The sequence below is a fragment of the Janthinobacterium foliorum genome (assembly GCF_978021625.1).
Map to the genome: position 1 here is coordinate 1 of NZ_CDXDQE010000007.1, position 22,420 is coordinate 22,420.

Genomic DNA, 22,420 nt, shown 5'->3' on the forward strand with positions numbered 1-22,420 from the left:
CCGAGCTGTCGGCCGGGCAGTGCTACGCCGCGCTTGGCGAACTGGGGCTGGCGTATGGTCCGGCCCTGCGCGCACTGCACACGCTGTACGTGGGCCAGGGACAGGTGCTGGCGCGGCTGGAGCTGCCGGCGGGGCAGGCGGCGCAGGCTAGCGCCTATGGCCTGCATCCGAGCCTGCTCGATGCGGCGCTGCAGGCGCCGGTCGGGCTGTCGCTGGGCGCGGCGCGCGGCGCGCCGCTGCCGTTCGGCCTGGAGCGCCTGGAGGTGCTGGGCGAATGCGGTCCCAGCATGTGGGCGCTGGTGCGCACGCGTGCGCCTGACCAGGCGGACGCGCGCGCGCGCAAGCTCGATATCGACCTGTGCGATCCGGATGGCAGCGTGCGCGTGCGGCTGACAGGGGTGGCGATGCAGGAAGGGCCGCCGCATTCCACCGCGCCGGAGAATGCCTGTGAAATCATGACCTTCGCCGAAAGCTGGCAGCGGCTGGACTTGCCTGAGACAGGCGGTGCCGAGACAAGCGTGGTGGTGTGCTTCGCTTCCGTACCGGCGCACCAGCGCAGCATCCGGGATACGCTGCGCCAGCTCGCGCCACGGTGCCGCGTGGTGTTTGTCTCGCAGACAACGCAGGGAGCGGGCGCGGATGTCCACGCGGTCAGCCTCGGCGTGCCGGCAAGTTACGCCGCTGCCTGCGCCGCCATCCGCGACGCCTGCGGCGAGATCGATGCATTGCTGTATCTGTGGCCGCTGGAGGACGCTGCCTGCATGCGCGACCACGGCCCCATCGTGCATACGCTGCAAGCCATTGCCGCTACCGGGCTGGTTTGCCGGCGCGTGCTCCTTGCCGCCGCCTATGGCGATGACGTACTGCGCTGCCATGCCCAATCCTGGACAGGCTATGCGCGCTCGCTGGGCAGCGTGCTGCCGCATACGCGCCTGGCCGTCGTCGGCCAGCTGGAGGGCGGGCCCTTCGATGCTGCCGCGTGGTGCCGCCGCCTGTGGGCGGAGCAGGCGCACGGCGCCACTGACTGCGTGGAATACCGGGACGGCGTGCGGCACGTGCCGCAGGTGCGTCCGGTTCCTCTCGATGCGACGCTGCCGACACTGCTGAAAAAAGGCGCGACCTACCTGATTATCGGCGGTGGCGGCAGCCTGGGCTACCTGCTGGCCCAGCATCTGGCAGCGGCATATGGGGCCAAGCTGATCCTCAGCGGCCGCTCGGCGCCGGATGCGCGTCTGCACGGCCGCCTGGCAATCCTGCAAGCCATGGGGGCGCAGGTCGCGTACGTGCAGGCGGACGTGGCCGACCTGACGCAGATGCAACAGGGGCTGGCCCATGCCCGCGCCCGTTTCGGCCGCATCGACGGCGTCTTCCATGCTGCCGGCCTGGAAGGCCGGACCGCCTTGCCCGACACCACCCTGGAGCAGTTCGAACAGGTACTGGCGCCGAAGGTGGCCGGGACGCTCGTATTACACGATATTTTTCTCGATGACGCGCCGGACTTCGTGTGCCATTTCTCGTCGGCCGCCGCCTTGCTCGGCGATTTTGGCTCCTGCGACTATGCGGTGGGAAACCGTTTCCAGATGGCGCACGCGGCATGGCAGGCGCGCTGCGGCACGGCCGGCAAGGCCGTGGTGGTCAACTGGCCGCTGTGGAAGGACGGCGGCATGGGCGGCACCGAAGGCGCGGCGCAGCTTTATCTGCAGAGCAGCGGCCAGCGCGCGCTGGAAACGGCCGACGGCATGGCGCTGCTGGAACGCCTGCTGGCGCAGCACGCGGGCCAGCATCTGGTGCTGTTCGGCCAGCCGGACAGGCTGCAGCGCTTCTTTGCACCCGCTGCGACGCATCAGCCTGGCACGGCCGTCGCCGCTGTCGCCGTCGTGGCGGCGACAGGCGCCACGGCTGGCCGGCGCAGCGGCATGCGCGGCTTGAGCGTGCAGCAGTGCGTCGGCATCGAACTGAAGCGGCTTGCCGGCGAACTGCTGCAGCTCGGCAGCGAGCGCATGGGGGGACAGCAGAACCTGGCCGATTTCGGATTTGATTCGGTCAGCCTGGCGCGTTTTGCCGGCACGATCAGTGCCTGTTTCGGCATCACGCTGCTGCCGACGGTATTTTTCACTTTTCCCACCCTGGACAAGCTGGCCGCGCATCTTGCGCAGGAACATGCCGCGGCGCTGGCTGCCCTGTATGCGGAAGATTGCGCCGGTGCGCCAGCGCCGGCGCTGCCCCAAGCGGCAGCGCCGGTCTCCACAGGCGTGCCCGCAGCCGCTGCGCTGCCTGCGCGCCGGCGCCAGGGATACAGGGCCGCGCCTGCCGCGCCGGGCGCCTGCGCGCAGGAAGCCATCGCCGTCATCGGCATGAGCGGACGCTTTCCCGGCGCGCGCAACGTGGACGAATTGTGGCAGATCTTATTGGACGGCAAGGAAGTGCTGCGCGCCGCGCCCGACGACCGCCCCGGCGGGTGGAATGCGGGCAGCCAGCCCTGCGGCTTCGTGCCGGGCGTGAGCGAGTTCGATCCCCTGTTCTTTGACATTTCGCCCAAGGAAGCACAGGCGATGGACCCGCGCCAGCGCCTGCTGCTGCAGGAAGCCTGGAATGCACTCGAGAATGCAGGCTACGGCCCGGACCAGCTGCGTGCCGGCCGGCTGGGCAGTTTTGTCGGCGTGGAAGAGGGCGACTACCAGCTGCTGGCGCAGGGCGATGCGGGCATCACGTCGAACCACAACGCCATCCTGGCGGCAAGGCTGGCCTACTTCATCAACGCCAGCGGACCTGCAATGGCCATCAATACGGCCTGCTCCTCCGGACTGGTCGCGCTGCACCAGGCTTGCCAGAGTTTGCGGGCGGGAGAATGCGACACGGCGCTGGCTGCGGGTGTCAGCCTGATGCTGACCGACGCGGGACATGGCCGCATGGGGCAGGCAGGCATGCTGTCGGCCGATGGCCGCTGCTATGCGTTCGATGAGCGGGCCAACGGCATGGTGCCTGGCGAAGCGGTCGCCGTTGTCGTCCTCAAGCGGCTGTCGCAGGCCCAGGCAGATGGCGATCCGATCCATGCAATCATCCGCGCCAGCGGCATCAATTACGATGGCAAGACGAATGGCATCACCGCCCCCAGCGGCGCGGCGCAGGCGGACCTGCTGCGTTCCCTGTACGAGCGCAGCGGCATTGCACCGGACGGCATCGACTACATCGTGACGCACGGCACGGCCACGCGCCTGGGCGATCCAGTAGAGGTCAATGCGCTGTATGAGACGTTCAAATCCTTCACGGACAAGACAGGCTTCTGCGCGCTGACTTCGGTCAAGCCCAACCTTGGACATACCTTGGCGGCATCGGGGTTGGTCAGCTTGATCAGCCTGATTCAGGCCATGCGCCATCAGACGATTCCAGCCAGCCTGCACTGCGCCCGCGAGAACAGCTATATCCGCTGGGAGCAGAGCCCGTTCTATGTCAACAAGCGCAACAAGCAGTGGCGGGCCAGCAAGGGCCAGGCCCGCATGGGCGCGGTCAGTGCCTTTGGCATGAGCGGCACGAACGCGCACGTGGTACTGCAAAGCCATGAGGAAGCCAGGCCCGCGGTATCAGCGCCGTCGCCGCACCATCTGCTGGTGCTATCGGCCAAGACGGAGAGCGCGCTGCAGGACAGGCTGCGCGACGTGCACGCCTGCCTGGCCGATGGCATGCATGCCGGCCATGCCCTGGCCGACATATGCCATACCCTGCTCGAGGGGAGGCAGCATTTCATGTACCGCTGTGCGCTCGTGGTTGGCGACCGCGACGATGCGCAGGCGGTGCTGGCGCGCGCGCTCGACGGTGAAAAAACGCCGCATGTCTTCCACGGCAAGGTGGCACGCGATTTCACGCCGCAGGTGATGCTGCAGCAGTACGCGGATGAGCTGACCAGGCACGACAGCGCGCTGCATGGCACGCTGGACCAGATGCAGGACAGGATGATGGCGCTGGCGGACCTGTATTGCCAGGGATACGCGCTGCATTGGCACAGCCTGTTTGGCCAGCCTGCGCCGCGCCGCATCAGTCTGCCGGGTTATCCATTTTCCCGGGAACGCTACTGGGCGGCGCCTGCGCCTGCGCCGCAAGCGGAAGCCGCGCGCTCCGCCCTGCCGGACTGGAACGAAAGCATGACCTTCGAGGAACGCTGGCAGGAGCAGCCCTGCGCGCCGTCCGCTGCCGCGCAGATGGGCACCGTGGTCTGCCTGGCGTCGCGGACGGCGGACCGGCAGGCCATAAGCGCGGCGATCCACGCACTGGAGGCCGACGCGCGCGTCGTGTTCGTGGGACGCGCCGCCCTGCACGACGCCGCGGCGCCGGCGCCGGATGGGGAGTACTGGATCGATGCTGCCGATCCGGCCAGCTATGCGCTGGCGTTCGACGCCATCGGCAAGGCGCATGGCAAGATCGGCGCCATGCTGTACCTGTGGAGCCTGGAGGACAGCGAATGCCTGCGCGACTACCGGCATATCGTTTATATTCTGCAAGCGATCGCTTCCAGCCGCCTGGAGGTGGCTCGCCTGCTGCTGGCCGGCTGCGAGTATGCGCCGCTGGACCGCTGCTATGTCGAGTCGTGGATCGGTTTTGAGCGTTCCATCGGCATCGTTTTGCCGCATACCCAGGTCGCCGCGGTCGCCCTGGACATGGCCGGTCCCGTCGCCGACATGGGGGCGTGCGTGCCCCTGCTGTGGCAAGAACTGCAGCTAGAGAAGATGAAAAGCGTCCGCTACGACACAGGCCGGCGCCAGGTCTGCCAGATACGGCCGACGGTGCTGCAGGCGCAGCCGAGCCTGCTCAAGTCCGGCGCCACTTACCTGATCACGGGCGGGCTGGGCGGACTGGGCTACGTGTTCGCCGAGCATCTGATCCGTGCCTACGCAGCCAACATCATCCTGACGGGACGCGCGCCGCTCGATGAGGCAAAGCGCGAACGCATCGAGGCGCTGGAGCGGCTGGGCGGCAAGGTACTGTACCTCCAGGCCGACGTGCGCGACGGCGAAGCGATGCGCACGGGGGTGCAGCGCGCGCGCGAGGTGTTTTCATCGATTGATGGGGTGATTCACTCGGCCGGCATCGTCAGCGTACAGACCATCGTGCACCAGGACATGGCCGGCTTCCAGTCGGTACTCGATTCAAAGATCGATGGCACCCTGGTGCTCGACGAGGTGCTGCAGGACGAGCCCCTGGATTTCGTCTGCTATTTCTCGACTGTCTCGGCAATCATGGGCGATATAGGCACATGCGACTATGCCATTGCCAACCGCTTCCAGATGGCGTACACCGAGCACCGCAACGCGCTGCGCGCGGCAGGGCGGCGCCAGGGACGCGCCATCGCCATCAACTGGCCATTCTGGAAGGATGGCGGCATGGGGCAAGCGTATGGCGACGCGACCAAGATGTTCCTCATGCTGGGTGGCCAGCGGGCGCTGGGCAACGACGAAGGCATCGCCATGTTCGAGCGCCTGCTGGCACAGCCGACGGCGCAGCAAATGGTCATGATGGGACGCAGCGACCGCGTCTATCCATCCCTGGGCCTGGCGCATGCGATCGCGCCGCCGGTGGCAACGCTGGCCTCGCCCACGGCACCGTCGGCCAGCCGCAGTGCGGCGCTGAGCGGCCTGGATCTGGCGCAGTGCATCGAGTACGACCTGAAGCAGTGCGTCAACCAGTTGCTGGCTTTCCCCGTCGAACAACTCGATGTCGAACGGCACCTGGTCGAATTCGGCTTCGATTCAATCAGCCTGGCTTCCTTCGCCAAACTGCTCAGCACGCATTATGGTGTCGACATCACGCCGATTGTGTTCTTCGGCTTCCCGTCGATCGCCAAGCTGACAGGCTATTTGCTGCAGGAACAGTTCGCCGCCATGCAACAGTTTTACGGCAGTCCTGGCGCAGGCACCCCTGAGTCACCGGCGGCGGCCCATCCGGCGGCCGCCTAGACGCCATTTGCCTTCCGCCGTGCCTGGCGGAAGGCAAGCCCGCGTGGCATTCACGTCGGCCAGGCTGGCACCCCGCGCGCATGCGCGCGCAGCGCCGGCACGGATGGCCAGGCAGCCGCGCGCGACCCGCGCCCCGGCGCTGCTTTTCCCTCTTGGAAGTAGGGATGTTCCTGTTCAGTTATTTGTGCAACATCGCTGAATGATGGTGTTAAAATACAGACAACTTAGGTCCGCAGGCCGCATGCGCCTGTGCTGTCCGACTGATATTTCATTCCCCCATTTCGTTACATCCACTACATGATGAAATTGCGCGATGAAGAGATCCGCTGCGAACGGCACAGTGCAGCCTTCGACAGCTCAGAACTGCTGTCGAACGTCATGCGCCTCAGTGATTGCGCGACCAGTGCCCAGCTGCATGGCGAACTCCAGCATCTGAGCCAGGTACTGGGATTTGATTCCTTTCTGTTCGGCGGGCGTTTCCGCACCTCCGGCAGCGTCAAGGTAGAAAAAGTCGAATCCAACTATCATGGGAAATGGCGTGCGCAGTACGACCAAAGCGAATATGCGGGCGTCGATCCGACGGTGACCCATTCGCTCAGCTCGCTAGTGCCGTTTATCTGGACGGATCAGATGTATGGGAACGCCAGCCAGCAGGCGTTCCGCGAGGAGGCCCATCATTATGGCCTGCTCGCCGGCGTCACGTTCCCGATTCAAAACAAGGATGGCGGCGTTTCCATGCTCAGCCTTTCCCTGTCGAGCAGAAGCGACGATGCGCGCGGCCATATCCAGCAAATGCTCATGTGGGGTCCGCTGGTGGCGACCTTGGCCCACGAGGTGATGAGCAAGATCGTCAAGAACTGCCAGACGGCCGGGCCACGGCTGACCAAGCGCGAAAATGACGTGCTGCAGTGGATCGCGGCCGGCAAGAGCACCTGGGAAATTTCCAGGGTGCTGGGCATTTCAGAGCATGGCGTGATCCACCATGTACGCAATCTGCTGCACAAATTTGATGTCACCAGCCGCCACCAGGCCGTGCTGAAAGCGATATCCAGCGGCTTGCTGTAAGGCCAGGCGACTGCGGCCGGCTCAGGCGATGGCAGCCATGCTGGAACCCAGGGGGGCCAGCAGGGCATTGAGTTCGGCCGCATCGAATTTGGGCGCCAGCGCCGCGTCGCTGCCCAGGATGTCCTCTGTCAGCGCCGATTTGCGTGCCTGCAATTCGAGTATGCGTTCCTCGATGCTGCCTTCGACCACCAGCTTGTAGACGAAAACGGGCTGGTCCTGGCCAATGCGGTAGGCACGCGCGATGGCCTGCTCTTCCACGGCAGGATTCCACCACGGATCGAGCATGATGACGGTATCGGCCGCCGTCAGGTTCAGGCCCACGCCGCCAACCTTCAGGCTGACCAGCAGGATGGGCACCGTCTTGCCCTGGAAGCGGGCCACCAGGGCGCCGCGCTGGGCTGGCGGGGTTTTCCCCGTCAGTGACAGCCAGCCCAGCTGCAATGCGTCCAGTTCCTTTTCGACCAGCGACAGCATTTCCGTAAACTGCGAAAAGATCAGGATGCGGCGTCCTTCGGCCACCAGATTGGGCAGCATGTCGCGCAGCATGTCGATCTTGGCCCTTTCGATGGTTTTGGGGGGCGCCTCGCCCTTGAGCAGCAAGGGGTCGCAACAGACCTGGCGCAGCTTGAGCAAGGCATCCATGATGCGGATCTGCGATCCGGTAAAGCCGCGGCGCTGCAGCACGCTGCGCACCTGCTTGTCGGCGGCCACACGCACGCTCTCGTACAGGTCGCGCTGGCGTCCTTCCAGGCGCAGCAGCTTGATCACCTCCGTCTTGGGCGGCAACTCCGTGGCGACGTTGTCCTTGCGCCGGCGCAGGATGAACGGCCGGATGCGCTGGGCGAGCAAGGCTGCGCGCAGCGTTTCACCGTTCTCTTCGATGGGCTTGCGCCACAGGCGGGCAAAACTGCGCGCATCGCCCAGGAAGCCTGGCATCAGGAAGTTAAACTGCGTCCACAATTCGCCCAGGTGGTTTTCCATCGGCGTGCCCGTCATGCACAGGCGATGGCGGGCCTGGATGCGGCGCACCGCGCTGGCGCTGCGCCCGGCCGCGTTCTTCACCGTCTGCGCTTCGTCCAGGATCAGCAGATGAAAAGGCTGCGGCGCCAGCACATCAAGGTCACGCCACAACAGCGGATAGGTCGTCAGGATGACGTCATGTTGCGCGATGCGCGCAAAGTCCCCGGCCCGTTTCGCCCCCTGCAGGGCCAGTACCCGCAGGCTGGGCGCCATGCGCCGGATTTCGGCTTGCCAGTTGAATACCAGCGAAGTGGGCAGCACCACCAGCGCGGGCAGGTCCAGGCGGCCAGCCTGCTGTTCCACCAACAGGTGCGCGACAACCTGGGCCGTCTTGCCCAAGCCCATGTCGTCTGCCAGGATGCCCGCCAGCCGGTGTTCGCGCAGGTACTGCAGCCAGGACAGGCCATGCAATTGGTATGGCCGAAGGGTGATGCCCAGGCCCGCCGGCGCTGCCACGGGCAACGGCGCGCCGCTGCCGCGCAGGCGCTGGGCCAGGGCGCGCAGGTCCTCGCCGCCCTGGAGCCGCAGGCTGCCCTGCGCGCCGCCGCAAGCGGCATCCGCGTCCAGCAATTCCAGGCCCAGCTCGTCGAGGCGCTGCGCATCCCATGGCGACAGGCGCAGCGCGCCCGGCTTGCGTTTGGGATCGGTCAGCAGATCGAGCATGGCCGTGACAATGGCCTTCAGCGGGGCCGCCAGCGCATCGATGCGCTTGCCGCCGGGCGCGCGCAGGGAGATGCGCGCATGGGCATCGATGGCGGCAATCTGCTTGCGGTCCAGCCAGCGCTGGTCGCGGCGCAGCAGGTCGGCGAGCATTGGCGCAAGATCAAACGACTCGCCGTCAATGTCCACGCCCAGGGTCAGCAGCCACCATTCAGCCTTGCCCGGACCACTGCCGCCGGCCAGGCTTGCACTGCGCCCGTGCAGGCGTGCGGCCACTTCGCGCCCCAGCACTTCGCCGCTTTCCGGATCGACGATGAGGTGCCACGCTTCCACGGGGACGCTTTCGTGTGCAAAACCGGGATGGACGACAATAGTCCAGCCTTGGGCCTGCAGCTGGGGCAGGTTGTCAGCCCAAAAGTCGCCGAACAGTTCTTCCTGCAGCAGCGACCACCATTGCATGGACGGCGCCATGCCGCCGGCGCGCCACTGCAGCGCGTCGTCAGGCAGCGGATGCATGCCCAGATTGCGGATCTGTTCCAGCGCGTCGGTTTCGGCATGCACGTTGCGGCGCATGAGCAGCCATTCGCCCTGCGGATCCAGCAGTTCCTGGGTCAGATCGGACTCGCTGGCGTACAACGATGTCGGAGCGGGCGTTTCCCAGCGCAAGCCGTCCGGCGTCGCATAGGTCCAGTCGATCTGTGCCACCGTCACATTGCTGCCACGCGGGGCAAACAGGCCGGCCGGACGCAAGCCCAGCAAGCCATCGCCGCGGCTCAGGGTACGCAGACTCAGGCGTGGCCGGAAGCGGCCCAGCGCTTCGCGAGGCGCGATGGCGGCGCGGCGCACCGGCGCCGTGGGGGCAATCTCACTCATACTCTCTCTCAATTCGTCTCGTGTATTGGCGCGGGCCAGGGCCCAAGGGCCGCGCTCTCAAGCGGCAGGAAGGTCAGCCCGCCAGTTGCCGTGAAATCCAAACGGCACGCGGCATGGCAGCGCTGCCGTCGCCAGCGGACCGGCCTCCAGGTTTTCCGCGTCCAGTATCAACAACTCGCTGCGCTGCTCGCGCGCGCGCCAGGCCACGGCCAGCAGCCAGCCCTGGCCTTCCGGCGCATCGCTGGCGGCCGGCGCGAAGACGGGTTCGGAAATGACGTCGCCATCAGGCAAGGTGTACAGCGTGCGCTTGCCGCTGTGCAGGTCAATCCGCGCCAGGGAGCCGAACAGCAGGTTCTGATAGGGATCGCGCGCCAGCGCGTCCGCATGGCAGGCATAGAAACCGGCGCGATGCGCCATGGTCGCGTAGCGTTCGTCGAAGCGTGGGAATTCGGCGGCGAGGTCATCGATGTAGTTGCGCTGGATCTTTCCGCTACGCAGGTCGATACGCCAGCGGCAAAGCCGCGCCACCATCCGGGCCGGGTCGCCCATGCGCCCACGCGCATCTGCCCAGCCGGGCGCGACGTCCGATTGCATCGCATGCGCCACGATGCAATCGCCTTCTTCCCAGGCGTTCATGAAATGGAAAACATGGCAGTCCTCGGTTTCCAGCCAGCGCATGCTGCGCTGCGTGCCATCGCGGCGCATGATGCCCACGTGCGTGCCCCTGCCTGGCTCCCAGGCAAACATCGGCAGGCCCTGCATGGCGCGCGTCATGCTGGCCGTGAGCGGCATCACCGGATAGAGCGCGAAGTGTTCGGTCAGCAGGAAGTCATGCGCCATGCCCGCATAGGGGGCGCGAAAAGTTTCCAGCCGTGTCAGCCGGCAATCGGGGTCGAGTACGCCGGCCAGCATGCCTGGCTGGCCGGCGCCGTCAGCGGCATAAGCAAAGAAGTGCAGGGCGCCGCTGCGCGGATCGGCCCGCGGGTGGGCCGTAAACGGAGCGTGCAGTCTGCCGCCAAAATCCTGGTGCCCTTTCGATGCCAGGGAGTCGGCATCGAGTTCGAAGGGCTGATGGGACTCTTCCAGCGCGAACAGGCGCCGGCCATGCCATATGACGTTGGTGTTTGCTGTACCGCTGCACAGGCCGGCGGTAACGGGATGGCTGGTCCGCGGATTGCCAAAGGTACCGAACAGCGCTTGCCCCGCGCCATGTTCCAGACGCCATTTCGGCGTGCGCATCCAGCGGTTGCGGTACGCGACGCGGCCGTCGCGGATGTCGAACGCGTGCAGCATGCCATCCCCGGCAAACCAATGATAGTCGGCGTCGCGGGGAGGAAACTGGGGATTGGGTCCGACGCGGCACAGCGTGCCTGACAGGCCCGCAGGCAGCCGGCCCGTCAGGCGCAGCCCGGTGATGTTCGTTTCGCTCGCAACAGGGGCGAAATTGCCCTGCAGGTAAGGGTTGCTATGCATGTTCAAGCGCCGCAGGCGTCAGAAAGAGGTCGTTGCGCAGATATCCTCCGACACCTGCTCTTGCAGCATCGGAATGATGCGTTTGTGTGTCAGCTGTTGTGGCTGCGGCGTGCCGGCTGGCGCGCACACCGCCACCAGGGCGGCTGCCTGCTGCCACTGCCAGAAACGCCAGCGCGCGGCCATATCGCCCAGCGCAGGCCGCACGTGCATGGCGATATGGCCGCCGGCCCCAAAGCCAAAACTGAACTGGTTCAGCGGAATCGACATGCCCATGCCGCGCGCCTTGACATAGGCTTCCTTCAATGTCCAGTAACGGTAAAAACGCTCGGTCCGGTGCTGAGCCGGACAGGCCGCCAACGCAAGCGCTTCCTCGGCACAGAAATAGTGCTGCGCCGTGTCCAGGCAGGGCGTGCGCCCATCCAGGCATTCCGTGTCGATGCCCAGCGCTTGATCGCAACTGACACACAGGACCACCAAATGGCCGCTGTGACTGAGATTGAATGCGATCCTTGCCGCTTGTAGCCCGCCATTGGCGACGGCAGGCTTGCCGTAGGCATTACAGGAAAAGCGCCACTGCGCTGGCGCGACCGGCGCGTAGCGCGACAGCACGGTGCGCAGCAGCACCCGCGTCACCAGGTAACGGTGCCGGTCCGCAGGAAAATGGAAGCGCCGCGCCTGCACCTGTTCGGCTTCCGCCAGCAGCGGCCAATAGCGCTGCAGCAGCACGGGCTGGCGCACATCGTCCAGATGGGTGCTCCACACATCGATACGGGCGCGATCCAGGGTGAGCAGGGGAGCGATATCAGGCCCCTTGCGCCAGCGGTGCAGTGGCGCCAAGCGCGGCTAGGTGCCGCACTTCGCCGCCAAAGGGCGACATCAGCGCTTGCGCGACCGACCCGGAATCGGGCTTGAGCGTGTATTTCAAAAATGTTGCCAGTGTTCCCGCCGGCCCGAGATCGAGATAGCGGTAAGGTGCGTTTTTTTCCAGCTCGGCAATGGTGTGCTGGAAGCGGATCGGCTTCCTGGCCACTTCCCAGAAATAGCTGGCCGACAGCTGCGTCAGGACGCGGCCGTGGGCGCAGCATGCCATGGGAATTTTCGCCGGTCTCTGCGGCAACGCAGCCAGGCCGCGCTCGATGCAGGGCTGGGCCGCATCGATCCAGCGCGAATGGAAAGCGAACGATACCGGCAGGGCCTGGAACGTCAGCTGGCGTTCGCGCAGCACGGCCTCGATGGCGGCCATGCTGCCGCGCTGCGCCGCTATCACAAAATGGTTGTCGAAGTTAATGGAGGCGATCTCGAATTCCGCGCTCAAATCCTCGAGCACGCGGGTGTCGGGCCTGCTCAGGATGGCGACCATGCCGCCCGGCAGGCAGTGCTGTTCCAGCGCGTGCGCTTGCATCATCACCGCTTTGAGCGCGTCTTCCACATTGATGCATCCGGAAACGGCCGCTGCAGTCGCCGCGCCCAGGCTCACGCCGAGCGTCAGGTCGGGCATGACTCCCTGTTCCATCACGGCTTGCGCCAATGCATACTCGACCATGAAAATGGCAGGGTGGGTCAGCAACGTCCGGTCAAAGGATTCCCCCTTGCCGCGCCGCTCGTCGTACAGGATGTCAAGCACGCTCTGCCCGCCGCTGTTGCGCACGAACTGATCCATATCCTGCATCCAGCGGCGAAACGTGGCATTGTGCTCAAATAGGCTCTTTCCCATATGAAAATAGTGCGATCCCTGTCCTGAGAACATGAATACGGTGGGGATGGCTGGCATGGTTATCCTATCGGGGACATGGCGACATGCGCCTTGACGTCAATGGCGGCGGCGTCGCCGGAGAGCAAGTCAAAACCGAGCCAGCGGTAATAACTGCGCCAGAAGCTCACGGCATCCTCGGCTTCGCTGCGGGTGGGGTAGTCCTCAATGACGAACAGCTCCGATTCGCTGCGTTGCCGCATTTCCGCTGTCCAGGCGGCCAGATGGCCGCTTTCGCCATGGGCCAGGCTGCGCAGTATGTCTTCCTTGTGCTGGTCTGGCCGGCAATCGCACAGGCCGATGTACGACAATTGCCCGGCTGCATGGCCAGCGCCAAACACGTAATAGCGGGAATCCATTTTCTTGCCTCCGTCATCTGCGCAACAGCCGCGCCTGGCACCTCGGAAAAGACGCAGCCGGGCGCTGCTGTTCAGTCATAAATGGTGATCGCCATGCCAGGCTGGCAGTAGGAAGCCTGGTGCTTTTCCTCGCGCTGGGCAAGGGCATGCACCAGGGCCGATTCCGTGGCATCGCTGGCCTCTATCCACAGCGCCACCGCGCGCGCCACCCCCATCGGCACCACGGGTCCCAGCCGGCGCGGCACGATGTTGGCATGCTTGAGCATGCGTTCCATTGCCGGCGTGGTGACCGTCACCAGATGGTTGACGCCATACTTGCGCGCCAGGCGCACGACATGCAGCATCATTTGTAGCGGCAGCAGACTGAGGCCGAACGTGGCAGAGTCCTGCTTGCGCACGGCAAAGCGGCTCAGTTCCCAGATGTCCCCGCCGCAAGGGGCCTCGCCGTCGAGCAGCACGGAAAACACGTCGCGCAGCATGTTCGGTCCCGTCGTCGGCAGCATGCGCCAGCAGCCATGCAAGGTGTTGCCTTCCTTGGCCAGCATGTACAGGGGATTGAGCAGGTCATACTCGTCGAATTCCATGCCGTCCTGCGTGTGGACATCCCATCCCAGCCGTTCCCGAAACATGGAGTGACGTAATCGAAACATTTCCTGTTCGTCAGAGTTTGAAAGAAAGATACTGCCTCTTTTAATCGCTACGATATCCATGGTGAACACTCCTGTATGTCAGGCTTGAATATAGAATGATCGCCATGGTGTCGTAACTACATGCTCATGTAGGATCTGCGCGCGCAGGGCCGGCATAAGCGGGAAGAACGGATGCATGTTTATTGCTATTGAGGAATATATAAAACTCTTTGGCATGGTGGATATATTGAAATGAAATCGATGTATTCGTGAATGCGGGGTTTTACGATTGAATCGCTGGCATTAATGACATGAAGTTCATGGCTGGCCGGTTAATGCAGGCGCAATACGAGAGGGAAATGGCATTTTATCAGTGAACGACGAAAGTGAATCGCGATAAATTAGATGCATTGCCATTTTCCGAGGATGATGCAATAAAAATTGCACATGGAAAAAAGACTATTGCTGTAGTAGCCAGATATGTCACGCTTGAGGGGTATTCAATTTTGCAGGTAATTCATCAATATGATGCGGAAAAGGGACGCCAATGGCAGTATCGCAGGCGAAGTGGTGGCTGCGCAATCGATAACATGCAATTGGTGAGCTTGCGAACGATTATCAATATTGATCCAGGAATGATGGAAGTCGCAGACTTGCCAATCAGATTTGGAGGCGGGGTCAGGTCTGCCATTCAGAGGCGGGGTCAGGTCTGCCATTCAGACACGATCTCAGCATTGCTTAGTTATTTTTCTTTGATGGGATTGTATTAGTCTGCCATTGGGTGTTGGGAACGGAGGCGGGGTCACGGAGGCGGGGTCAGGTCTGCCATTCAGACACGATCTCAGCATTGCTTAGTTATTTTTCTTTGATGGAATTGTATTAGTCTGCCATTGGGTGTTGGGAATAATATTCGGGGGCGGAGTCAGATGCCGTCTTGAATGGCGAGTCCTGTAGGCAAATAGTGCGCGGACTGGTTTCATTGATCCTGGCATGACAAACCGGCAATGCTGGATTTTTCTGATGAGGGTATTGTTGATGGTATCGGTAACTGAATGGCTCGGAAAGCGGCGAAAAATCAAGCGCTTAGCCACCTCATTGACCATCGAATGGGAATAATCTCCCGTCCGGCACCGTAAGGTAACGCCGGGTCAATGAAACAGCTAAGCCCCTGATTTTTCAGGGGCTTTTTTTATGCTGCATGTTCCAAGGCAAAGCGGCGGGGTATCTGGCAGCGCGAGGCTGTCATGTCGTTCGCCTCAGTTGCCGCACGATTTCGGCTGGAACAGCAGCCGGGACAGGGCGAAATTAATTCCCAGGGCGGCCACGGAACCCGCCGCCACCGCAGTCCATGGCTGCGCCCGGGCGTATGCCACGGTGGCGATGCACAGTGCATACACGGCGTAGTTGACGAGGGCGCCCACCGCCATCAGGCCGACGTAACGCAGCCATTCGGCGCGGCTGGCCCGGTTGGCGGTGCGGAAGGTGTAGCGCCGGTTGCAGAGCCAGGTGACGCTGGCTGCCGCCAGGAACGAGAAAATGCGCGCCTTGTACGGGTTCGCCGCTAAGGTGAGCAGCAATAATTGCAGCACGCCCGCATCGATGACGAAGCCCAGCGCACCGACCAGGCAAAAGCGGACGAACTGGCTCATCGTGGGCGTTGCGGCGGGGGGATTTGCAGGTAGGTCAGGCGCTTGATTTCCTGGCGTCCACGGGTGACGGTGTCGAGTATGAGTCCACAGGCGGCCGACAGCGCTGCCGTGATGCCCATGCCCGTGACCAGCACGGCGGTGGGGAAGCGCGGCACCAGGCCCGTTTCCGCGTAAGTGATGAACAAGGGCACGGACAGCAAGGTCGCCAGTGTCGCCAGCAGCGCGGCGATGCCGCCGAAGAACGCCAGCGGGCGCTCGATGCGGAACAGCTTGACGATCATCAGCAGGATGCGCACCCCATCGCGATAGGTATTCAACTTGCTGTGCGAGCCTACGGGACGCGATTTGTACGGGGAGGCGATTTCGTCGACCGACATGCGCAGTTCAAGCGCGTGCACCGTCAGCTCGGTCTCGATTTCAAAACCGTTGGCGAGGGCAGGGAAGGACTTCACGTAGCGCCGTGAAAACACGCGGTAGCCGGACAGGATGTCGCTGAAGGAGCGGCCGAACAGGCGCGCCACGCATTCAGTCAGCAGCCAGTTGCCGAGCCGGTGTCCGGCCCGGTACGCCGCGACTTCTTCGGTGATGCGGCGCGCCACCACCATGTCGAGCCGCCTGGTGAACAGGCTGTCCAGCATGGCCGGTGCGCTCGCGGCCGCATAGGTGTCATCGCCGTCGACCAGCACGTAGGCGTCCGCCTCGATGTCGGCAAACATGCGCCGCACGACGTTGCCCTTGCCTTGCAGGGGCACGCTATACACTACCGCACCATTTTCCCTGGCAATTTCGCTGGTGCGGTCGCTGGAGTTATTGTCGAACACGTACACGGTGGCGCCGGGCAGGGCCGCCACGAAATCACGGACCACGGCGCCGATGGCGACTTCTTCGTTGTAACAGGGAATGAGTACTGCAATTTGCTGCTGGTGGATCATTAAGTTGTTCCTGTGGGGGAGCCATGGGGCGAGAGCGCACCGAGGAGGGCCGGCCAGTGCGCGGGGTGCGTCGTGCACCGCGCTTGACGCGATGATATGCATCATCAATAATTATAGTTGATAATTTTAGTGTACTGGTGAGCATACGATGACCCATCTTGTTGTGGCACATTCATGATGGACAAAATCGGCTATGCCGCCCTGCATTACCTGACGCTGCTGGTCTTCCTGTTTGCGAGCTGGGGTTACGGCCATTTCCTGATGCGGCGTTTCATTCCATCCTCAATGCCATTGGCAGCGGCGTCTGCGCCCACTGGTGCGGATGCCCCGTTCCTGCACGCTTACAGCGCCATGGTGGGCATCGGTGTCTCGGTCTGCTTCTTGCAGTGGCTGGCAATTGCCGGTCAATTCCGGCTCGCGCCGGTGCTCGGCATCGTGCTGGCCGGCGCACTGATCGGCATCGGCCAATTGCGCGCGCTGCGCCCGTCGGCCCGGCCGTCATGGCGCGCGCGCTGGCGTGCCGCCAGCTGGCCCTTGCGTGGCGCCGGACTGATCATCGCGCTGCTGCTGTTGCCCACCGTGATCGCCCCCCTGTGCCCGCCACTGGCGTGGGATGAAGTCATGTATCACTTGCCGCATGCCCAGCAGTGGGTACTCAACGGCAAGCTCACGGTGAACGCGTGGCTGCGCTATCCATGGTTCCCCTACAACGTCGATGTGCTGTTTGCCGGCGGCATGCTGGTGCAGGACGATGTGCTGCCCCACATGCTCAACGCGCTGATGGGCTGGCTGGCCACCTTCCTGGTGTACCAGACCGGCAAGCGGCATGGCGGTGCCGGACTGGCTTGCCTGGCAACCATCATTTTCCTGGTACTGACGCGCTGGGACTATGACAGCGCCATGATCGACCTCGGCGTGACAGCCTTCATGTTTGCCGGCTGCCTGGGCTTCGCGCGCTGGATGGAGCAGCCGCGCCAGCTTGGCTGGCTGGCCAGCGCGGCATTCCTGTTCGGCATCGCGGTGGGCGCCAAATACCAGTCGCTGACGGTGCTGCTGCCGCTGGCCATTGCCATGTTGCTGCGGACACGCAAGCCCGGTGTCTGGCTGGTGGCCAGCATCAGCCTGCTGCTACCCTGCATCTACTGGTACGCCCGCAATTACCTGATGACGGGGGATCCGTTTGCGCCTGTCGGCGGCAAGCTGTTCGGTTTTACGGACTGGAACCTGGAAGACTATGTGTATCAGTTCAATGATCTCAAGATGCATGCGAACTGGCCGCATTTCGTGCTCTGGCCAGCCTTGCTCGCGCCCCTGGTTCCCGGCCTGCGGCAAATCCCGGCGGCGCGCGCGGCGCTGATATTGAGCGCGTATGCGCTGCTGGTCTGGTATCTGACGTCGCACTATGCGCGCTACCTGATGCCGTATTTCCCCATCCTGGCGCTGCTCGCCGCGGCGGCATGGCGATGGCTGTTCATGGCAGGAATCGGCAAGATCGGCGGGCTGCTACGGCACCCGGCGCCTGCGCGCATCGCCAGTATTGAGCACCGCGCGGCGGCGATCCTGGCCGCGCTGACCTTGCTGATCTTGTTGCCGACTGTCGCCAGCAAGTGGGCGGATAACTGGGCCCTGATCGCGCCGGCGCCAGCGGCGCGCGAGGCGATCCTGGAACGCAAGATCACCGGCTATCCGGTGCTGGCGTATCTGCGCCAGCATCCGATGCGGCAGACTTACCAGTTCGGGCTGGAAGATGCGCTGTATTACGCGCCATTGCATACGTCGGGCGACCATTTCGGGCCGGGACGCTACCGCGACTTCGCCACGCTGGCGCCGGCTGCCCTGGCGGCAGCCTTGCGCCAGCGCGGCAACGACAGCCTGCTGGTGCATGTCACGCGCATGCCGGGCATCACCACTCAGGCGGGTTTCGAGCAGTCGTTTGCGCTGGTGTATCAGCATGGGCCCGTGGCGTTGTACCGGATTTTATAGCTCCGTCATGTCCGATGCACGCCTTTGATTTTTCAGTTTTTTTTATTCGCGGGGCTAGCGCGGGCAGGCGAGCGCGGCCTGCAGCGAGCGCGGCCGGCTGAACTTTGCACATGGTAGATGCCTGCATTTTTCTGGCATGAAAATTTCCGTATGGCACTAAAAATCTTGACTAAGGTCAAGGTATATGGTGCTCATATGATATAGTGGCGTAGTCATGCGACGCCCTGGTGGCGCTGCGTGTCGCCTTTTGCCGGTGCAATCGCAGGAAATCGCATTATCGGCGGTGCAGTTCAATTATTTTTCCGAATAAAAGTTCGCATTCCGAATTTTGATGGTCCGGAACGGCTGGCAGGTCGGTGCGCAAGCTCAAGACAGGGCATGGCGCCATGGGACGAGCGTGCCACTGCCACCTGGGGGCAGCGAGCATGCGGCAGCACGCGGGGGCATTGCCCTTCAGTTTACGAATTATAATTCGCATTCCGAATTATTGAGGGAGTCAGACTTGAGTAAAGATACTGTTGCCGCATCTGCGGAGATGACCGCGCCGGCACCGGCGAATGCGAAAAACACGGTGCAATCGCTGGCCAAGGGGTTCAAGGTGCTGCAGGCATTCACGGCGCAGGAGCCGGAACTGACGATGGCGGAAGTGGCGCGCAAGAGCGGCATGGACAATGCCACGGCATTCCGTTTCATCAATACCCTGGTGGAGATCGGCTATGTCGACAAGGTCGACAATACCCGCCGCTTCCGCCTGACGCTGAAAGTGCTGGACCTGGGTTTCCATGCCATCGCCCGCTCCGACTTGCGCACCCTGGCGCGTCCCATCCTGCGCGGCCTCGTGGGCGAGGTCAACGAGGCGGCCTCCGTCGCCGTGCTCGATGGCAGCGACGTGATGTACGCCGAGCGCGTGCAGGCGGGGCTGACGCAGCTGGGCGTCGACGTGCGCATCGGCAGCAAGGTACCCGCGTATTCGAGCGCCGTGGGGCAGGCCATCCTCGCCTGGCTGCCGCGCGATGCGCAGGTGCGCATCCTGCGCGGCCAGCCGCTGATCAAGCGCACGGCCACCACCCTGACGGACATGGATGCGCTGCTGCTGCGCCTCGATACCGTGCGCGGCCGCGGCTATGCCGTGTCCGACCAGGAGAATGTGTCCGGCGTGTACGTGGTGGCGGCGCCCGTGTTCGACATCGACGGCTTGCCCATCGCGGCCCTCAGCGTGGCCGCGCCCGTCTGGCAGACGAGCTTGCAGCAGTTCGAGCACAACACCGTCGCCGCCGTGCAGCAGGCCGCGCAGACCCTGGCCAAGGCGCTGCAGGCAACGGGAGGCTATGCCTCCAGTGCGGCCCAGTAATTGCGGCATGCGTACGTTCGGACACGCGGATACGGCCATCATCGTGGCGATGGTGGCGCTGTACATCGTTTTCACGGCATGGCTGACGGCCCGTTCGCGCAGCCGCACGGCCAGTGAATTCATGGTCGGCGGACGCAGCCTGCCGGCGACCGTGGTCGGCATCCTGATGCTGTCCGAGTTCATCGGCGCCAAGTCGACCATCGGCACGGCGCAGGGCGCGTTTGAATCGGGCATGGCCGCCTCCTGGGCCGTGCTCAGCGCGGCCATCGCCTTTCCCCTGTTCGGTCTCTTCCTCGCCCGCAAGGTGTACGACACGGGCGAATTCACCATTTCCGGCGCCATCTTCCGGCGCTATGGCCGCGCCACGCAATTGATCGTGTCGCTGATCATGATCTACGCGCTGCTGCTGGTCAACGTGGGCAACTACCTCAGCGGCGCCGCCTCGATCGCCGTCGTGCTGCAAGTCGACCTGCCCGTGGCGGCCACCGTCATCGCCGCCGTCAGCACCTTTTATTTCGCCTTTGGCGGCATGAAGAGCCTGGCGTACGTGAACCTGCTGCACAGCGGCGTCAAGTACCTGGGCATCTTCGTCGTGCTGGGCGTGGCGCTGCACCTGTGCGGCGGCCTGGCGCCCGTCATGCAGACCTTGCCGGCAGCGTATTTCACGTGGGATGGCCAGCTGGGCGCGTCCACCATCGCCGCGTATTGCATCGGCACCATCGGTTCCGTGTTTTCCACCCAGTACATCATCCAGGCGATTTCCTCCACCGCCAGCGCGGACGCGGCGCGCCGCTCGACCTTCATCGCGGCGGCGCTGGCCATTCCCGTCAGCATCGCGCTGGGCCTGATCGGCGTGGCCGCGCGCTACCTGTATCCGCAGCTCGACAGCCTGTATGCGCTGCCCGTGTTTTTGCAAGGCATGAACGTGTACGCGGCCGGCTTTGTCAGCGTGGCGCTGGTGGCGTCGATCTTCATCAGCGTCAGCACGGTGGCGCTGGCGATCGCCTCGCTCGTCGTGCGCGATTTCTATGTGCCGTACTGGCAGCCCGGCGCCGGCCGCGAATTCATCACCACGCGCCGCCTGGCGGTGCTGATCGGTTTTCTTCCCCTGCTGTTTGTCTTTGTCGCGCCAGGCTTGCTGCAGCTGTCCTTCTTTACGCGCGCGCTGCGCCTGTCGATTTCCATCGTCGCCATGATCGGCTTTTATTTGCCGTTCTTTGCCAGCAACCGGGGCGCCAGCTGCGGCCTGCTGGCATCGGCGGTGGCCACCACCGTGTGGTATGTGCTGGACAACCCGTATGGCGTCGACAACATGTATGTCGCGCTGGCCGTGCCGGCGATCGTCATCTTCATCGACAAACTCTTGCACTGGAGGCCGGCCCGCATCTGAGTCCGCGCCGCGTCTCGCCCCGCACCGCATGCCCCCATTCGACTTTGCGCCGCAGTCTGGCGCGTTTTCCAGCCGGTTCCGCCGGCATCCTGACCTCAAGATAGACCTGATATGAAACAGAATAACTTCTTCCTCCTGGGCGGCATCCTGCTGTCCGGCGTGTATGGCGCCGCCGCGGCGCAATCGAACGTCACCGTGTACGGCATCGTCGACGCGGGCGTCGCGTACACCAGCAACCAGAAAGGCAATAGCAACACCTATCTGCGCAGCGGCACCAAGGATGGCAGCCGCATCGGCTTCAAGGGCACGGAAGACCTGGGCGGCGGCACCAAGGTGCTGTTCCAGCTGGAAGCGGGCTTCAATCTCGACGATGGCACGGCCAGCCAGGCCGGCAGCCTGTTCAACCGCGCCGCCTTCATCGGCCTGTCCGACAAGCGCTGGGGTACCCTGACGGCCGGGCGCCAGTACGCGCCATATTTCAGCTTCCTCAATCCACTGGGACCCGTGCCCGTGCTGACGGGGGCCACCGGCGCCCACCCGGGCGACATCGATGGCCTCGACATCACCATCCGCAACAACAACTCGATCAAGTATGTGTCGCCCGACTGGCATGGCGCCAGCTTCGGCGTGCTGGCCGCGTCCGGCGAGCAGGCGGACCACCAGGGCAGCGGCGGCGCGTTCAGCGCGGCGGCGAAATACGATGCGGGCCCATGGCGCTATGCGCTGGGCTACCAGGTACTCAAGAACGGTCCGCAGCAAGCCACGTGGGACCCGACGGCAGCCAGCAGCTTCTCGAAGTCGCCCATCAACGCGGGCTACCTGTCGGCCCGCGAGGTGCAGTATCTGACGGCCGCCACCTTCTACCAGCGCGGCGCGCTGGGCCTGGGCGGCTCGCTGAGCAACGTGCAGTACCGCCCGAACGCCTCGTCGCGCTTTGCCGACACGGCCATCTTCAACACGGGCGCCGTGCTGGCCAGCTGGAAGACGGGCACGCCCTGGCAGCTGGGCGCCGGCTTGACCTACACGCGCGCCACCCGGGCCAACGGCATCAGCGACGCGGCCAACTACCGCCAGCTGTCGCTGCAGCAGTCGTACTGGCTCTCCAAGCGCACGGCCATCTACATCGTCGAGGCGACCCAGCGCGCGCGCGGCCAGACCCTGGCGGCCGATGGCATGACGCCCATCAACGCGGTGGCCGTGGTGGGCGATTCGCAAGTGGCCACGCCGTCGTCGAACGGCAGGCAGAACGTCTTCATGGTCGGCCTGCGCCACGCATTCTGAACCTGATACCGGCATGACAGCAGCCGGCCAGGGCAGTGCCCCGGCCGGCGACATTGA

15 protein-coding genes are annotated in these 22,420 nt (G+C 64.1%); 7 read left to right on the forward strand and 8 right to left on the reverse strand.

What is annotated here, in order from left to right:
- Positions 1 to 5,948 (forward strand): SDR family NAD(P)-dependent oxidoreductase (locus ACZ92H_RS15645; protein WP_465050258.1); only part of this gene is annotated, 5,948 nt, incomplete at its 5' end.
- 297 nt (positions 5,949 to 6,245) lie between these two features.
- Complete coding sequence (locus ACZ92H_RS15650) at positions 6,246 to 7,013, forward strand: helix-turn-helix transcriptional regulator (RefSeq protein WP_131370524.1); 768 nt, start codon at positions 6,246 to 6,248, stop codon at positions 7,011 to 7,013.
- Between the two features lie 21 nt (positions 7,014 to 7,034).
- Here ACZ92H_RS15650 and ACZ92H_RS15655 read toward each other — a convergent pair whose 3' ends face one another.
- The 6 genes from ACZ92H_RS15655 to ACZ92H_RS15680 form a co-directional block, all read right to left on the reverse strand.
- Positions 7,035 to 9,566 (reverse strand): DEAD/DEAH box helicase, encoded by a 2,532-nt coding sequence (locus ACZ92H_RS15655; protein ID WP_465050257.1) that lies wholly within the window; start codon positions 9,564 to 9,566, stop codon positions 7,035 to 7,037.
- 57 nt (positions 9,567 to 9,623) lie between these two features.
- The gene (locus ACZ92H_RS15660; RefSeq protein WP_465050256.1) at positions 9,624 to 11,039 is read right to left on the reverse strand and encodes a carotenoid oxygenase family protein; all 1,416 of its coding nucleotides are present in this window, start codon (positions 11,037 to 11,039) and stop codon (positions 9,624 to 9,626) included.
- An 18-nt stretch (positions 11,040 to 11,057) separates the two neighbouring features.
- Complete coding sequence (locus tag ACZ92H_RS15665) at positions 11,058 to 11,876, reverse strand: 4'-phosphopantetheinyl transferase family protein (protein ID WP_465050255.1); 819 nt, start codon at positions 11,874 to 11,876, stop codon at positions 11,058 to 11,060.
- Positions 11,842 to 12,810 carry an acyltransferase domain-containing protein gene (locus tag ACZ92H_RS15670; RefSeq protein ID WP_465050254.1) on the reverse strand — a complete coding sequence of 323 codons (969 nt, stop codon included), beginning with the start codon at positions 12,808 to 12,810 and terminating at the stop codon, positions 11,842 to 11,844. The genes ACZ92H_RS15665 and ACZ92H_RS15670 overlap by 35 nt, the downstream gene beginning before the upstream one ends.
- A gap of 2 nt (positions 12,811 to 12,812) precedes the next feature.
- Positions 12,813 to 13,148, reverse strand: a complete 336-nt coding sequence (locus tag ACZ92H_RS15675; protein WP_465050253.1) for a hypothetical protein — start codon at positions 13,146 to 13,148, stop codon at positions 12,813 to 12,815.
- A gap of 71 nt (positions 13,149 to 13,219) precedes the next feature.
- Positions 13,220 to 13,798 (reverse strand): acyl-homoserine-lactone synthase, encoded by a 579-nt coding sequence (locus ACZ92H_RS15680; protein WP_465050252.1) that lies wholly within the window; start codon positions 13,796 to 13,798, stop codon positions 13,220 to 13,222.
- A gap of 365 nt (positions 13,799 to 14,163) precedes the next feature.
- Here ACZ92H_RS15680 and ACZ92H_RS15685 point away from each other — a divergent pair, with 365 nt between their 5' ends.
- Entirely contained in the window at positions 14,164 to 14,547 is a 384-nt protein-coding gene (locus tag ACZ92H_RS15685; protein ID WP_465050251.1) for a hypothetical protein, read from the forward strand.
- Between the two features lie 486 nt (positions 14,548 to 15,033).
- On the opposite strand, the gene ACZ92H_RS15690 is transcribed toward ACZ92H_RS15685, so the two are convergent.
- Together ACZ92H_RS15690 and ACZ92H_RS15695 are read right to left on the reverse strand one after the other, a co-directional pair.
- The gene (locus ACZ92H_RS15690) at positions 15,034 to 15,426 is read right to left on the reverse strand and encodes a GtrA family protein (RefSeq protein WP_131370502.1); all 393 of its coding nucleotides are present in this window, start codon (positions 15,424 to 15,426) and stop codon (positions 15,034 to 15,036) included.
- A complete protein-coding gene (locus tag ACZ92H_RS15695) occupies positions 15,423 to 16,358 on the reverse strand; it encodes a glycosyltransferase family 2 protein (protein ID WP_131370499.1) in 936 nt (311 codons plus the stop codon). Before ACZ92H_RS15695 ends, ACZ92H_RS15690 begins: the two co-directional genes overlap by 4 nt.
- A 174-nt stretch (positions 16,359 to 16,532) precedes the next feature.
- Between ACZ92H_RS15695 and ACZ92H_RS15700 the strand changes: the two genes are divergently transcribed.
- From ACZ92H_RS15700 to ACZ92H_RS15715, 4 genes are all read left to right on the forward strand, one after another.
- Positions 16,533 to 18,341, forward strand: coding sequence for an ArnT family glycosyltransferase (locus tag ACZ92H_RS15700; protein WP_465050250.1), 1,809 nt, complete (start codon positions 16,533 to 16,535; stop codon positions 18,339 to 18,341).
- Positions 18,342 to 18,843: 502 nt separating this feature from the next.
- Positions 18,844 to 19,692: an IclR family transcriptional regulator gene (locus ACZ92H_RS15705; RefSeq protein WP_465050249.1), complete on the forward strand. Its 849-nt coding sequence runs from the start codon at positions 18,844 to 18,846 to the stop codon at positions 19,690 to 19,692.
- A 7-nt stretch (positions 19,693 to 19,699) separates the two neighbouring features.
- On the forward strand, positions 19,700 to 21,082 hold the full coding sequence (locus ACZ92H_RS15710; protein WP_465050248.1) for a sodium:solute symporter family protein: 1,383 nt from the start codon (positions 19,700 to 19,702) through the stop codon (positions 21,080 to 21,082).
- A gap of 111 nt (positions 21,083 to 21,193) precedes the next feature.
- Positions 21,194 to 22,363, forward strand: a complete 1,170-nt coding sequence (locus tag ACZ92H_RS15715) for a porin (RefSeq protein ID WP_131370490.1) — start codon at positions 21,194 to 21,196, stop codon at positions 22,361 to 22,363.
- The last annotated feature ends 57 nt before the right edge of the window (positions 22,364 to 22,420 follow it).

Bases quoted from the DNA above. Each gene is read 5' to 3' on its own strand.
- ACZ92H_RS15650 (WP_131370524.1), top strand. From the start codon at position 6,246: ATGATGAAATTGCGCGATGAAGAGATCCGCTGCGAACGGCACAGTGCA.
- ACZ92H_RS15655 (WP_465050257.1), bottom strand. From the start codon at position 9,566: ATGAGTGAGATTGCCCCCACGGCGCCGGTGCGCCGCGCCGCCATCGCG.
- ACZ92H_RS15660 (WP_465050256.1), bottom strand. From the start codon at position 11,039: ATGCATAGCAACCCTTACCTGCAGGGCAATTTCGCCCCTGTTGCGAGC.
- ACZ92H_RS15670 (WP_465050254.1), bottom strand. From the start codon at position 12,810: ATGCCAGCCATCCCCACCGTATTCATGTTCTCAGGACAGGGATCGCAC.
- ACZ92H_RS15675 (WP_465050253.1), bottom strand. From the start codon at position 13,148: ATGGATTCCCGCTATTACGTGTTTGGCGCTGGCCATGCAGCCGGGCAA.
- ACZ92H_RS15680 (WP_465050252.1), bottom strand. From the start codon at position 13,798: ATGTTTCGATTACGTCACTCCATGTTTCGGGAACGGCTGGGATGGGAT.
- ACZ92H_RS15690 (WP_131370502.1), bottom strand. From the start codon at position 15,426: ATGAGCCAGTTCGTCCGCTTTTGCCTGGTCGGTGCGCTGGGCTTCGTC.
- ACZ92H_RS15695 (WP_131370499.1), bottom strand. From the start codon at position 16,358: ATGATCCACCAGCAGCAAATTGCAGTACTCATTCCCTGTTACAACGAA.
- ACZ92H_RS15700 (WP_465050250.1), top strand. From the start codon at position 16,533: ATGATGGACAAAATCGGCTATGCCGCCCTGCATTACCTGACGCTGCTG.
- ACZ92H_RS15710 (WP_465050248.1), top strand. From the start codon at position 19,700: ATGCGTACGTTCGGACACGCGGATACGGCCATCATCGTGGCGATGGTG.
- ACZ92H_RS15715 (WP_131370490.1), top strand. From the start codon at position 21,194: ATGAAACAGAATAACTTCTTCCTCCTGGGCGGCATCCTGCTGTCCGGC.